Below are 15,682 nucleotides of genomic sequence, written 5' to 3'. Positions count from 1 at the left end.
ATCATATTCCTTTAAGCTGATAAATTATTTGTCAAGGGTTGTGCCGCCATAGCGAATGACGGATCTCGCAGCGTATTTTGAGCCGCCGCAAGCGATACATTCGCTAAATCCCCTGTCTGTGCATACGTTATTGCCAGATCACCGCCAAGTGCCATCGAATCGCTAGTGCTGAGATGGGTATTCAACAGTTCGTTCATCGTTTCCCAACTTCCCAGTTTCGGGTTTGCAACTCTGGCCGCATCGAATGCATCTACCAGAGCATGGAAATCGAAATTCTCAACTTGAGACGAGACGATCTGAAGAGTATCGAAATTCTGATTTACCGTATCTGAATACCACTCTTTGAATGTTACCGTCGAATTGGACCCGATATCCAGAATCAAGTCATTGCTGCTTTTACTCATAGAGATCTCTTTATAACTGACATCATTGAGAGAAATGGTATTGTGAGCCCCTGCCGCCGGAAGGATCGTATCACGTCCATCTCCTCGATTGAGTGCAAAAATATTGTATCCGCCGCCGCCATTTAGGATATCGTTATGCGTTCCTCCGGCAATAAAATCGTTTCCGTTACCGGCTATGATTGTATCGTTTTGGAAACCGCCCCACAGAAGGTTGTTTCCGGAAAGGTCGCTCAAGACGTCATTCCCGTTGTTTCCGAATAAAAGGTCGATTCCGCATCCGCCGTCAAATGTATCATTTCCTGTATTACCGTAAAGAACGTCATTACCGCCTTGAGTGTAAATCGAATCGCCGCCGCTGGCCGCATAGACGATATCGTTCCCGGTGCCGGACATGATAACATTACTTTTACCGGTCCCATAGATGATATTGTCGTTGCGCCCCGTCACAATCGTTGTCTGCTTATTCGTACCGTAGGTGATTTGGGTTTTAATCAGTACATCGTCAAACGTCTTACTACTGCCGTCGCTGAAAGTGAAATGCTCAATCGGTGAAACATAATTGCCCTGAGCATCTTTGGTAACGTCAAAATCAAACCCTTGATTCGGTTGTTCGCATCCTCCGGCATTCAGAACCCTCACTTGCGCTCTCAGGACGCCATCAATATCAAGGACACGCAGTGCAACGTTATCCAGACTCAGCCCTTCGGTAAAGCGTAGCGTATCCTCGCCCCCTTCATCGAAAAGAGTGTCCAAATCGTCGTTCATATTGTAGATATACGTATCATTCCCAAGTCCGCCGAGCATGGTGTCATTTCCACGACTTCCTTCCAAAATATCGTTGCCGTCTTTGCCGTCGATCGTATCATTGCCCAAACCGCTAAAGAGGGTATTGTTTGCGTTATTGCCGATTAGGATGTTGTCGAGTTCGTTACCGGTCCCCGAAATATTATCCGTTCCGGTGAGAGTAAGGTTCTCGACATTGGTCGGAAGGACGTAGCTGACACTGCTGTAAATCGTGTCAATTCCCTCATCCACAGCTTCAATCACAACATCCAGCGCGTTGTCTACGATGTAAGAATCGTTTCCGCTATCACCAGCCATTTTATCGGCACCAGCTTTACCGTCAAGCACGTTGTCGGCATTGTTACCGATTAGGATATTATCCAGCACGTTTCCTGTACCGTCGATCGTATCGATTCCGACGAGGGTTAAGCGTTCTACGTTATCCGAGAGGGTATAGGTGACGTTGGAGATCACATGATCGTCTCCTGCATCAACCGACTCATAGACGGTATCGCCGATATTATCGACGATGTAGGTGTCATCTCCCATACCGCCGCTCATCACATCGATCCCTGTTTTTCCATCAAGAATATTATTGGCTGCATTTCCGATCAGGGTGTTATCCAAACCGTTACCGTATCCGTCAATAGCTTCCATGCCTGTCAATTCGAGACGTTCGACGTTCTCCGAAAGGGTGTAGGTCACGGATGAGCGGATCGTATCGTTCCCTTCCTCTGCCGATTCGCTCACGGTATCAGAGACGTTATCGACGACGTAGACATCATCACCCAACCCTCCGCTCATCGTATCGACTCCGGCACCTCCATCGATGACGTTATTTCCGATGTTGCCGACGAGGGTATTGTCCAATCCATTCCCCATCGCCGAAATATTATCATCTCCGGTAAGAGTAAGATTCTCGACGTTTTCCGGAAGGACGTAACTGACACTGCTGTAGATCGCGTCGATCCCTTGGTTCAATGCGTCGATTACGCTATCTCCGGCGTTATCGACGATGTACGTATCATCTCCCGCACCTGCGATCATCGTATCCGCACCCGCTTTTCCGTCGATGACATTAGCGGCTTCGTTCCCAATGAGTGTGTTATTCAAATCATTACCCGTTCCGTCAATTACTTCGCTTCCAACCAATGTCAGACGTTCAACATTATCGGAAAGTGTGTAAGTGACGCTAGATATGACATGATCGTCTCCCGCATCGACCGACTCATACACCGTATCGTCGACATTATCGACGATATAGGTATCATCGCCTCCGTATCCCGCCATCGCATCACTTCCCGCTTTAGCGTCCAACACGTTATTCGCGCTGTTACCGATGAGGATATTCGCCATAGCGTTACCGGTTCCGTCGATTGCATTATCACCGGTTAGTACAAGATTCTCAACCGTCTCTTCGAGAGTGCGCGTAACGCTGGATCGGATCGTGTCAATCCCCTCTCCCACATATTCGGTTACGATGTCCGCCGTATTATCGACAACGTAAACATCGTCTCCTTTGCCCCCGATCATCGTATCGATGCCCATCCCTCCATCTAGAACGTTATTGCTGCTGTTTCCGATCAGTGTATTATCCAAAGCATTGCCCGTAGCGTTGATCGATGCTGAGCCACTCAATGTTAGATTCTCAACATTATCCGAGAGGGTATAAGAGACAGACGAGCGAACCGTATCGATCCCCTCGGCACTGTTCTCAATAACCGTATCGCCCGTGTTGTCGACAGTGTAGAGATCATTACCGCTTCCGCCGATAAGCGTATCGGCTCCCATACCGCCGTTGAGGGTATCGTTACCCCCTTTGGCTTCGAGACGGTTGTCATTTGCATTACCGATGAGAGTGTTATCGGCATCGTTTCCAGTGCCGTTGATCGCATCGCCGCTCAACGTCAGGTTTTCCAAGGTATCGGCGAGCGTATAGTCGATAGTGGAGATAACCGTGTCGATTCCTTCTCCTGCAATTTCCGTGACGATATCGGCTACATTATCGACAACATAGGTATCATCCCCCGTTCCACCGACCATCTCATCGGCTTCGCTGCCGCCATCGAGGAGGTCATCTCCCGCTCCACCGTTTAGGAGATCATAGCCGTCCGTACCGAAAAGCTCATCATTCCCATCCCGTCCGAAGAGAGCGTCGTTACCCGACTCGCCATAGAGCTGATCATCACCGTCATCACCACTAATGACATCATTACCATACCCACCGGTAACCATATCATTGCCGCTTCCGGCAAATACGACGTCGTTTCCGCCATCGGCGAAGATCGCATCGTGACCGTCACCGCCGAAGATCATATCATCGCCCAGACCGCCATAAACGAGGTCATCTCCACCTTGGGCAAATACGAGATCATTATCGGCTCCGGCATAAACGATATCATTCCCCTCACCCGCATCGATGACGTCGTTCCCTCCGTCTTCGAAGATCACGTCGTCTCCACCGTAGGCGTTGACGATGTTGTTACCGTTTTTGCCGAGGATCAGGTCTTTATCCTCAGTCCCGTTGATCTCTTCACCATCGGGAGAGAATGGGGATGTGACGACACTTGATGTCGTACCATCACTGTTGTGGACTTGGATTTCGTTGGAGTATTCGAGTGTTACGTCGGCGATCGCCATTGCGGAGCCGTCATTCATCTGCATCGTGCTTGTACCGTGGATGGTTTGCTCATTGATGATCGAGAATGCGCCGTCACTGCTGAGCGTTATCCCCGCGACACCCATTTCATCGAGGGTTCTAAATTCTCCCTCATCGGTAATACCGTCACTGTTCGCATCCTGCCACACACCGAATCGGCTCCATTTTTCATCCAAAGCGCTAAAGACACCATCACTGTTCGTATCGAATGCAGCAAGTCCTTCGAGATCGGTTTGTGCTCCCTCTTTGTATCCGACGAAGCTGATTTCACCCGAGGTTTCGATCTTGCCGTTGCCGTCGCTGTCAAATGCTAATAGTCCATCACTCGCACCCACCCATGCAGTACGTCGTTTCCATCCATCTCCGGTAACGTCAAAAAAGACATTGGAATCGTCTACGTTGATAAACTCAAATCCATTGCCGCTCAAATCGACGGCAATCGGTTTTTTCCCGCCGCCGCCCGGAGGGGTCGGAGGAGAATAATACCCGATATGTGGTACGCTCACGGTCATAACACTACTCGCTCCGTGAGGGTCAGTCACTTGCACTTGAAAGCTATCCGTTTCCGGTTTTAGCAAGCCAGCAGTTACCAAAGGCTGGCTTGCTGAATTACTCGGTACTCCGGGACTAAACCAGCTAGTATAAACGTAATTTCCCGAACCATCCATCGAAATACCACCGTATTGCGGCTGTCCAACGATCTCATAGGTCAAAGATGAAGCCGGATCATCGATATCATTCCCAATAATCATACCTGATCCACTATCTTCATAGGCTACTGCCGTGTCATGCAGTATGGGTATCCTTGCATAAGACCTGCCGTATTCAGGGTCTTCTACCCACCCCATCGTATAAGTGTAATACGGTTCATATATCGGTAAACCTCCTGAAACATTACCATCTGTATCATATGCGATATCCGTATATCCATAAATTGGTTTGGGTATACGATCGACCGTAATTGTCGGAGCATCATTAACATTCTGTAATGTCACAACCACATTCCCCGTACCGCTTTGAGCGTTCGCCGTCGCAGTGGTCATATAGTCGAATCCCGCTTCGTTTCCGAAATAGTTGGCTTCGGGTATAAAATGGACAAATCCGTTCGCATCCACAAACCCACTGCCGTGACGGAAATTCGATACACCGGTAAATTCCAGATCCCGTCCGGTAAATCCTCCCAACGTATCGTTAGTAAGCAGATCGGTACTGTTCACGATCATCTCGACGTCTTCGTATCCGCTTATACCGTCTTGATTTGCTTCTACCGCCGTCATATCATCGATACGAGTCACCAACAATGACAAACCATCCGTACTTGAATCGATGAGTATACCTTCCGGAACGACATTGACTTTTACCCCGGCGGTATCGGCTTCGAGATCGGGGCTGGAGAGGAGTTTTTTGACACCGTTTTGGGTGAAGGTTCCCATTGCGTAGTTGAGTTCGGTGATACCGAGTTCATCCAGTGTCAGACTCTCGCTATCGGCCTCCGTGCCGTCGCTGTTGGCATCTTGCCATACGCGTAGTTCGTTCCATACCGGATCGGCTGATGTGATTTTCCCATCATAGTTGGCATCGACCCATCCTATCCCCGCCAATCCTCTGCGCCCGATGGCGACGGTAGAGTTACTAAACATCTCACGACCGCTATTGGTTTCACCATTGTAATCACGATCCAGTGTCAGGAATGCATCACCTGCCCCGACCCATGCCGTCTCTTTGAGATATCCCGAATCATCGACATCGAAACTAACTCCTGATGTGGCTTTTGAGAGAGTGTCGATTTCGAGGTTTCCGTTTAGATCCAGAGCAACAGGGCGGAACGTTTGGGTGTCTCCGGTGACTGCAGCGGCCAGTTGACCGTCACGTCCTGCGCGTGCCTCTTCAGTGAGTCCCGCTTTCGGGTCTCCTGCATCGGTTTGCATTTTAGCCGTTTGGACTTCCCACATCGGAGCTATTGCCTGACGTTCCAGTGCCGACATGATGATCGCTTCTCCGATAGATTGGTACGACTCGGGTGACCCTGCTGTAGCGTTGTACGGATTACCTGAGGTATCGAAGCGAAGAGAGGGATGCAGCTCAACCCCTGTAAGAGGATCGATATCGGTGTAACGGTATCCTGACATATCATACGCCACACTTGGCATACGGTTAGCGATGATACCCAGTGAACTGGTAGGGTTGGTGAGGCGTTGTTGTTCGATGAGGGAGTTCATAGCATTAATGACGCTTTGCATTACGCCGCTAACCGCTTCGTTTCCTCCTGTCTCTCCGGCACTTTCATACGTGATTCCTGTACCGTCCCATACATACCGACCTGTTCCCCATGGATCTGGGATGTCGTCTCCGCCGAAGAGACCGCCGATCATACTGTAAACTCCATAGGCAGTACCGACCCATTGCATACCTGGAATCAGAGAAACCGCTGCTACCGCGATTCCTACTTCATCTCCGCTCTGAATTGCCAATGCCAAATTGAGATAAGGGAGCGCACCATCGGTCAGACCAAGCGCATTAACCCCCATATGATCCAAACCGCTACCCATAAGTGTTTGACCTATTTCAAAAGACAGTCCACTTGTAGCATTTAGTGTATTGGTAAAACTAGCATAAGCAATTGCTCCAAAATTAACCGCATTGGCAGTCGAAGCAATTACACCAAGCGTATCCCCTCGTTTGAGGGCTGCATCAAGACTCATGATACTTAAAACCCCTCCTGCAACGGATGCAGCTCCGTTTAGATAAGGAAGATCTACCGCCTTATCCCATTTGTCTATATCATTAGCTAACCGGAGTCCAGATGTTACAATCGGCAATGGTTCTCCCGACTGGATCGCTTTAATAAGGGAAAGTGCATCGATGATCGAAGGACCGTAAGTAGTGATAGCATCTGTTGCTGTATTGAAGCCGTTTATGAGGTTTTGGAGGGCGTTTGGTTCAGAAGTTGTCGTAGTTGTAGTCCCGTCCGCTGTTGTAACCGTCGAGGTAAGTGTACCATCAGTGTTTAATACATTGCTTCCATAACTTCCGTCCGCTTTACTCCAATCTATTTCTGTGATCTTTCCGGTCGAATCGAAATTGTTAACTTGAACATTATCACTTCCGTCATTGGTATAACTGTACCCACTTTTATCGGCATTAATAACCTTTCCAGAACTGGAGCCGTTTGTATAATTGTACGTACCACTACTTCCGTCCGACCCACTCCATGACTCTTTTGTTACCATTCCATCGGTATAACTGTATGAGGTCTGGTAGGTAATGCCGTTGCTATCCGTCCATCCACTGTTGGTAAGCTGATCGTTAATATATGCCTTAACCGAACCGTCAGGATTAATATAGATACTTCCGTAATTGTCGCTAGCTCTACTCCAATGAATTTCCGTCGTTTTCCCAAGCTCATTATGATATTTAACCAAAACGTTATCATTTCCATAATTAGTATAGTCATACCCTGTTTTATCTCCGAAAGTAACACTTCCCCTCATAATGCCATCGTCATTTACCGTATATAAACCGACCAATCCGTTTGACCCGCTCCATGACACTTCTGAGACTTCGCCGTTTTGATATTGGTATGAGTTCTGATAAATAGTGCCATCCGGATCTTGCCATGTACTATTTATTAGTCGTCCATTTTCATAATACGTATCTACCTGTTTAAACGTTGCACCGTCGATTTCAACCGAGATAGGCAATCCTAAAAAATCAGTTGTGAGCATATAATTTTTAGCTGTATATCCGCTTTTTAACGGTACATTCGGCAATTCATACGTACAGCTTCCATCACTGTTATACTTCACCTTTAAATCGCCGGATTTCATTTTAGACCAATCGATATCCGAAGGGCTAAATTTCCGGCCATTAGAAAAGTAAGATAACACCGGTACGATCGGCGCAAAACTTCTATCCGAACAATACTGAATGATAAAATGATCATCCCATGACTCTCTATAGGTCAGATCCTTTGATGTAGAAGGATGCTTATAATCGGCATAATAGTTTCCGGCATATATTACGGCTGCAGAATCGATAGTATTAAAGGGGGTGACTAACGCGCTGCTATTGCCATTGTCCAGACTCGCCATCAGCGTACGAAGCGTAGGCATCATACCCGTTCCATTAGAGTCGGAATGCATGATGTTTAGCCCCAATTGCGTCGCGACTTTGAATTCGGCCGTAACGGCGATCCCCTCATGGGTAATGCCGTTCGTTTCCGCATTCAGCATACTGTTGTTGGGGACAACATCTTTGATCCCTCCGGGTAACAATGCATGAGCGAGTTCATGGGCGATGGTGGTAGCAAAGACATCCTGATTTGTCGCATCCAAATTCGTATATCCTGAACCGGGCATCCATGTAGGATCGATACTAATGACAACTTTTCCATTAGAATGGTATTGCGCCGCCGTCCCTTTACCAGGAATACCTATAGCAAAGCTATAGTTTTCTTTTTCACCATAGGTATTGAGCATCGTAGCAAAATACGGTGATCGTGCTGCGGCGTTGACAATCGCCTGATACCCCTTCGATGATTGCCCTAACGTTGCTAATTTACTTAATGCATTTGTACTCAATGATGTCGCCATTATTTTTTCTCCTCAATTTGTATCGTTATATACATAATACTGCCATCACCATCCGTAGGAATATAGATCGATCGATTCAACATCTTGGTATCAGCGTGATATTCGATCATCGAATTACCATACTCCGATGTTTTTGGTGAGGGTACCCATCCATAATTATCTAAATCCCCATATTGCCATCCCTTACCGAAAATGGCTTCCACCTCTTCGAAAAAAACCTCACCTCTTTCAAAATGTAAATAAAATAAATTATTTCTCCCTTTTTCATAACCGGCAAAAATGTCTCTTATAATCGGTTTAACCGCTTTATCAGAACTCTTTTGCCGATATTTAAAGTTATAACCGTTTGATTGAAGCCTTCCGCTCTCGATAAGATGATCAGTTTCATCTCCGTGACTATTGAAATAATGGGTATGAAGTTCATCGTTATTCTTCCCCAGTACACGCTGAAGCGTTGATATCGCATAAAAATCGTCGTTTAAAAACCAGTCGTGGTCAAATGCGTATTTGAGGTTTTTCAAAAGATCTTCGACCGTTTTAGGTTCTTTGAGAGCAGCGTATTTATCCTTTTTTGTTTGGTTCACGTTTAACTCCTTTAACGTTGATAGGTTTGTCCGCTCTTTGGCATGTGCACTTATGCCAGTAAATAACGCCAAAGCAAGACATACGGCTAGAACCTGGTTTCGATGGCGAGATTGATCATTTTTAATGACTAATGCCATTGTTTTTCTCCTTTGGTAGATTTAAAGCCAACGCATAATTCCCCCCTGTCTGGACAAACCCAAGTCGCCTGAGAAACTTATCAGTCTTGTCGATATGGATACCGCTGTTGACTCCGGCAGAAAGCTCCACCGCTCCACGGTTTTCCGCCCATTTTCGAAACGCACTCATCAGTCGTAATCCCGCACCGCTCATCCTACGTTCCGGTAAAACGTCATAATGAATGATACTCGCAACAAGACGGTCGGAGAAAAAATGGCGTTCAACACATCCTATCACCCCTCCGATAATCTCTCCATGCGAATCTTCAGCCAGTAAACAGCAGTGAGTTCCTCTCTTCTCCTGTCCTGCATCAATGAGGGCACGTAGCTGTCCGCTCACCCGATCATGGTTATAGTCATAACTTTTAAAACGGGTAATACTATGGAAATATGCTCCAAGTTCAACCATTGTAGGTATATCTTCAACTCTTGCAAATCGTATTGTCATGCTGGCAGTGCCTCCTGAAGTTGTTGGGATTCTCCGATGCGGATGAGTCGATCTATTTTTAGATTTTTAGGGAGCGCGTGGGTAATAAAGAGCATCGTCACCTTGCCGTGCAGCTGGTTGACCGTTGCCGCAAAATGCTCTGATGTCTGTTCATCCAATGCACTCGTCGCTTCGTCAAATATAAGAATTTTAGGCTGTTTGAGTAATGCTCGTGCAATAGCGAGACGCTGACGTTGACCACCTGAGATTCCCGATCCTCGCTCACCGATCACGCTTTGGTATCCATCAGGGAGTTTTTCAATCGTCTCATGGATCTCGGCGAGTTTGCATGCATGGATAATCTGCTCAAATGTCGCATGAGGATTAGCGGCGAGGAGGTTGTCGTAGATCGTGCCGGAGAAGAGAACGGTCTCTTGAGGCACTACCCCAAAATAGTGACGCAACTCATTGGCGGAGTAGTTTTGGATATCGGTGCCGTCGATACGGATACGTCCGTCGGTAGGTGGATAGAATCCTTGTAGGATTTTGGCAAAAGTACTTTTGCCCGATCCCGATGGTCCCATAATCGCTACCGTAGAACCCGGAGTGATGGAGAGATTAAAATCGCGATACAAAAACGGGTGCTGTTCGCTGTGGCGGAAGCTGAGTCCTTCGATCTCTATAAGACCTTTACCTTCTCTCAGACGTGAGGGCTGAATGCTGTAAGGTTCGGTCGGAGCATTCATGACATCCCCTAGACGTTTAACGGAGAGATCAGCCTGCTGAAATTGCTGCCATAACCCTACCAATCGCATAACAGGCTGAGAGAGTCGCCCGGCAAACATCTGAAACGCTACCAACATCCCGATGGTGAATTCCGTACTGCTCATCACCGTATACGCACCGACGACGAGTATCAACAATGTCAAAAATTGTTCCATAAAACCGGCAATCGTGTTATAGGTGTTGGAGAGTTGTTTGGTCTTGAACGTCGCGAGGAGATATTCGGAGAGGTAGTCTGAAAAACGGTTACGCAGTTGGGGTTCCATCTGTAAACTTTTTACCGTCTCGATACCGGAAATATACTCGGTTAAAAAAGCTTGATTCCGTGCACCGAGCAAAAACTGTTCGTTGAGTTGTCTTTGAAACAGTGGAGCGACGAAGAAACTCATAATGGCAATGGTCCCCAATACCGCCAATGCGATCATAGTGAGCATCACACTGTAATAAAACATAATACCCACAAAAATCAGCAAAAACGGGAAATCGAGGATCAGCGTCACCGCTGCCGAAGCAATGAATTCTCGTATCGTCTCTACCCCATGCAGGCGTGCAGCGACTACCCCTGTCGGACGATGCTCAAAATAGCGAGGGGGGAGTTTGAAGAGATGATCGAACACTCCGGCGGCGAGTACTGCATCAACACGGTTGCCGGTATGGAGTACTAGATACTGACGTACCCATGAGAGGATTGCCGAAAAGATCATAAATACTGCCAAACCGATCCCGATTACCAAGAGAGTACTTTCCGTTCGGTGGACGACCACTTTGTCAATAATCGTCTGAGTAAAGAGCGGCGTCCCCAATGCCAAAAGCTGAATCACCAACGATGCCAGCAATACGTCACGCCACACTTTTTTATGCTTAAGCAGTTCAGGAACAAACCAACGAAAACCAAACGATCCCCTCTCACTCTCCAGTGCATCGGGATCATCCAATTTTTCCATCGATTTGGCCGCTAAAACAACTGATCCGAGATAACGCTCCGAAAATGCTTCCAAGGATAGTTTTACAGCAGCATTCGTTCCCGGTTCGAACAGTACGACCTGTTCCGATGAAGCATCGGAGATCAGGACGATGGAAGCCCCCGAACCGTCTTCCGGGTTTTTCGGCTTTACAAAAGCGAAGCAGGGAAAAGAGAGTGTTTGAAGTTTATGGGGTAAACATGTGATATTCTTACTTTTAAATCCGATATGACGGATTGCACGGATAAAAGCATCGCTCGTATGCGGCGGAGGAAATTGGTTGAGCACCAGTTTAGGATCGAATGCGACACGATTCAGGGCGCATAAACTTCCCAGTCCCCAAATGAATTCATCTGAGGAGAGTATTGCGTTCACTAACCGCGCTTTGCTACCTCGATTGTGGAATGAGACAAATCTTTTTAGCATTCCCAACTAATGACCAGTAGAACAAAAGCCATCCAAACTCCCTAAAAATCATGTTTAATTGTTTATTATTATTTTTAAATAAGTGATATTTTATACTTCTAAACTTAAAATTGTGATATTACTGTGCAGTCTAAAGGTAGATTATTACGATTTTAATTTGATAATGTTAATAATGTATCTATTTGTAACATCTGAGATTTTAATATATTGACTCTATTGAAATAACAATATATACTCGACAAAGATTTAGAAAATTTTGTCACTCAACGAGGATGAAAAAAACTGTAAGGATTAGTGCGCTATGATGCATCCATGCAAGGAGAGTATTTCATGGATAATCAACTCTTAACCATCTTTGTCGGAATTATCGCACTGTGCAGTGTGTTTATTACGGCCGTTATCATTCTCATCGCTTTGCAAATGCTCAAAACGATGAAGCAGCTTAATGAATTTACCGCACATGTCCAAAATGAACTCAGTTTTCTCTCGACAAAAGCGGCGCTCACCCTTCATGAAGTCAATGAGCTAATCGGTCAGTTCAAAGAGGAGACACGATCACTGAGCGATAAATCAAAACTCTCGCTGCATGAACTGCACGATTTGATCTCGTTTGTCCATGACGAAACCAAATCTCTGGCCCTCAAAGCCTCTAACGGGATTGCAAAAGTGACGATCGGCTCACTCGCAATCGGTGCATTGTCTCAAATGCTAAAGAAAAACAACAAGGAGTAACCTATGAATCAAAATAACACGCTCAGTTTTATCCTCGGTGCCGCTATCGGTGCAGCCGCCGGATATTATCTCTTTAAACACCAAGACGAAATCGTCGATAAAATCCATGAACTCGAGGGAAATCTCAACATCGATCATAATGCCCTGATCGACAAAGCAAAAAGCAAACTCGATGATTTAACCCAAAGTGTTCAATCCACCATCGAACGTTACACCCATGGGAGTGAGCCAAAAACAACCGATGAGATCACCGCGATTATGGCAGAACTCTCAAAGTTACGTGAAGAGGTTAAAACCCTGCAAGCCACTTAATGCAATGCACTTCGATTTGCTTTACGGAGCATTCGGAGTGTCGTTACCGCAAATGCCACGATCGCCGGACCGAAAATAAATCCCCAAAATCCGAATGTCGCCAAACCTCCAACAATCGAAAAGAAAATCAAAAATTCATTCATACGGCTTTTCCCCTCACTCAGCGTTCGATTGACAAAGTTCAAAATCACCAGTTTTACAATATTATCGATAAAAAATGCCAACATTGCCCAGGAGTAAATTGCAATAATCACAGCATTGAATATATTGCCGTGGAAATACTCATTCAAGGCAACAGGGATCCACACCAATCCTGTACCGAAAACGGGGATAATCGCAGAAATGGCGGTCATAAAGCCAAGTAAAAACGGGTTATAGCCATCAAAAAATGCGATAAAAATACCAAATGCCAACCCCTGAGCGATCATGACTCCGCCAAGCGTGTAAAAGACAACCGCTGTAGTCGTCAATATATCGTTGAAAAATGCCCGTTTTATACTCCGTGAGAGGGGGATAATCGGGAGAATAAAGAGCATAATACTGCGTCCGTACCAGCTAAGGAAAAAGAAAAAAACGACGATCATCGCCATCTCGCCCAACATGGAGACAAATGTTTTTAACCCGCTTCCAAGCCATCCGGCGATAGCGGTAATAATTTCTTCTTTATGAAGTTTCCCCATCACGATCAGCTGATCGAACGGCTCTTTTAACCATGAAAGAAAACTAGGAAGATGGGAGGGGAGCGTATCAATCTCACTCCCGAGTGATTTGAGTGTCGCAACAGCAGATGAAGGCTGACCAAGTAAATGGTATAAAAACAAAGCAATAGGGGCAAAAAGGATCAACGAGAGTCCCAATGTAACGATCCCTGCCGAAACCACCGAGGAAACTGGCTGGAACCAGCGAAGATTTCGTACTTTTGCCTCAACAATTCGGTGAAGCGGAAACACCACAATCGCCAATAAAAAAGCGACAAAAAAACTTTTTAAAAAAGGGAAAAAAAGCCAAGTGACCAATCCTAACGCTGTAAAAATCATAAAACGGACAAAGGTTGTATTTTCCATTATTTCCTCTTATTAGTGTTGTTTATGGACAAAGCTTTTAAAACTTCCATCCAGATGTTCCAGTGCTTCACGTGTACCCTCTTCCAAGACAACGCCGTTCTCGAGAACATAAATATAATCGGCTTTGGTAATCGTGCTAAGGCGGTGGGCGATGATAATGACCGTTTTGCCTTTCAAGAATTTCTCCAATGCTTCAAATAATGCACTTTCCGTATGAACATCCAAAGCAGAGGTTGATTCGTCAAAGATAACCACTTTCGGGTTTGCCAATACCATCCGTGCAATGCTGAGTCGCTGACGTTGCCCTCCTGAGAGGCGAATCCCCAGTTTTCCTACCTGTGTTTCGAGTCCGTTAGAGAGGCTGGAGACAAAATCATAGAGCTGGGCAATACGCAGTGCCTCATAAATCGCTTCATCACTGATGTCATCCCCCATCGATAAGTTAAATCGGAGCGTCTCGTTAAACATCAACGGCTGTTGCAAAACCACAAACACCGAATCGCGTATACGGGGAAATCCGATCTCCTGAACACTCACTCCATTGTAACGGATATCCCCTGATGTCGGCGGATAAAATCCTACTAAAAGTTGTGACAGGGTACTTTTACCGCTTCCGCTGGAACCGATAATCGCCACTTTTGCCCCGGCACCAATGGAGAGGGTGAGGTTTTTCAATATCGGTTCAGTTGGATCGTACCCGAAAACCAGCGAAGAGGTTTCAATACTGATCCCTTCACTGTGTTCAAAGGGATCTTGATGTGCAGTATAGGAGGGCTCTTTTGGCAATGCCAAAAGTTCGTTGAGTCGTGCAAGGGCATTTTTTGCGTTGGCAAAGCTGTATTGCAAGGAGAGCAACTCCTGCACCGGTGTCATCATAAACCATAAATATCCGAATATCCCGAACATCAGTCCGATAGAGAGATCGGAAAACAGCACCATCACTAACCCCAATGCTCTGAATATCTCAAATCCGCTCAAGAAAAGAGTATACGAAAACCGCTCGCCCCGCAATGCCTGTATACCGTAGCGTCCGGCACTCTCTTTTAGCTTCTGTGCCTGAACAATACTGCGCTCGATAAAACGCTCCTCTTTGTTGCTCGCGCGGATCTGCCCGAAAAGATCACACATCTGAGTCAAGCTATCGGAAAGCTCGCCGATGGTACGGTTTTGCTCTTTTTTAAGTAACCCGACCCGACCCGAAATCTTGCGTGTCACGATCATAATCATCGGCTGAAAAATAAGGATCAAAATCCCAAACAAAGGATTGATCCAAATCAACACCACCGCTACACCGATGAGCGTTGCTACCGAGACGATCAGTTTGGAGAGGGCACTGCTCAAAAAATGCTCGATCGTATCGATATCGGTCACCAGATGGGTAACGACTTTTCCACTTCCCAGAGCCTCATACGCAGACATCGAGACGCATTTGAGATGATTCAGTGCTTGGGTTCGGATTTTGAAACTCATCTCTTGGGAGAGGGTAATGAAATAGCGCTGCGAAAGGACGCTGAGAACGAAAAATAAAAATCGAAGCGAGATCGTTACTAACAACACAATCCCGATATACAAAAGCGGCTCGTGCAACGGGGTAAATTTATCGATTTCATCGGTGATCCACCCCCCTTTATGGAGCAATACCTCATCGACCAGCAAAGGGATGAGAAGAGGGATAGGGATACTGACCAGCGTCGCAACAATCGCGATCATATTACCGCGAAGCAACTGGGGCTTGTAATCGCGCATCATCGAAAAAAGGTATCTAAAGGTAATCATA

Annotated in this window: 8 protein-coding genes; 2 read left to right on the top strand and 6 right to left on the bottom strand. The window is 46.3% G+C overall.

The features are described 5' to 3' along the window. Positions 1–11: 11 nt before the first annotated feature. Genes A3G19_RS00870 through A3G19_RS00855 form a run of 4 tightly spaced genes read right to left on the bottom strand, consistent with a single transcriptional unit; the run spans position 12 to position 11,746 of the window. On the bottom strand, positions 12–8,438 hold the full coding sequence (locus A3G19_RS00870; RefSeq protein WP_294870111.1) for a hypothetical protein: 8,427 nt from the start codon (positions 8,436–8,438) through the stop codon (positions 12–14). After that, positions 8,438–9,160, bottom strand: coding sequence for a hypothetical protein (locus tag A3G19_RS00865; protein ID WP_294870109.1), 723 nt, complete (start codon positions 9,158–9,160; stop codon positions 8,438–8,440). Before A3G19_RS00865 ends, A3G19_RS00870 begins: the two co-directional genes overlap by 1 nt. Next, on the bottom strand, positions 9,144–9,647 hold the full coding sequence (locus A3G19_RS00860) for a GNAT family N-acetyltransferase (RefSeq protein WP_294870107.1): 504 nt from the start codon (positions 9,645–9,647) through the stop codon (positions 9,144–9,146). Before A3G19_RS00860 ends, A3G19_RS00865 begins: the two co-directional genes overlap by 17 nt. Further along, entirely contained in the window at positions 9,644–11,746 is a 2,103-nt protein-coding gene (locus A3G19_RS00855; RefSeq protein WP_294870105.1) for a peptidase domain-containing ABC transporter, read from the bottom strand. The genes A3G19_RS00860 and A3G19_RS00855 overlap by 4 nt, the downstream gene beginning before the upstream one ends. Positions 11,747–12,127: 381 nt before the next feature. Here A3G19_RS00855 and A3G19_RS00850 point away from each other — a divergent pair, with 381 nt between their 5' ends. Together A3G19_RS00850 and A3G19_RS00845 are read left to right on the top strand one after the other, a co-directional pair. After that, positions 12,128–12,529 (top strand): DUF948 domain-containing protein, encoded by a 402-nt coding sequence (locus A3G19_RS00850; RefSeq protein WP_294870103.1) that lies wholly within the window; start codon positions 12,128–12,130, stop codon positions 12,527–12,529. Between the two features lie 3 nt (positions 12,530–12,532). Beyond that, entirely contained in the window at positions 12,533–12,841 is a 309-nt protein-coding gene (locus A3G19_RS00845) for a hypothetical protein (RefSeq protein WP_015652761.1), read from the top strand. On the opposite strand, the gene A3G19_RS00840 is transcribed toward A3G19_RS00845, so the two are convergent. Beyond that, positions 12,838–13,905, bottom strand: coding sequence for an AI-2E family transporter (locus A3G19_RS00840; protein ID WP_294870101.1), 1,068 nt, complete (start codon positions 13,903–13,905; stop codon positions 12,838–12,840). The genes A3G19_RS00845 and A3G19_RS00840 overlap by 4 nt on opposite strands. 12 nt (positions 13,906–13,917) lie before the next feature. After that, positions 13,918–15,682: ABC transporter ATP-binding protein (locus A3G19_RS00835; RefSeq protein WP_294870100.1), on the bottom strand; the 1,765-nt coding region annotated here is incomplete at its 5' end.

Source organism: Sulfuricurvum sp. RIFCSPLOWO2_12_FULL_43_24, assembly GCF_001829605.1.
Lineage (GTDB): Bacteria > Campylobacterota > Campylobacteria > Campylobacterales > Sulfurimonadaceae > Sulfuricurvum.
This window is presented reverse-complemented; position numbering and strand designations above follow the sequence as displayed.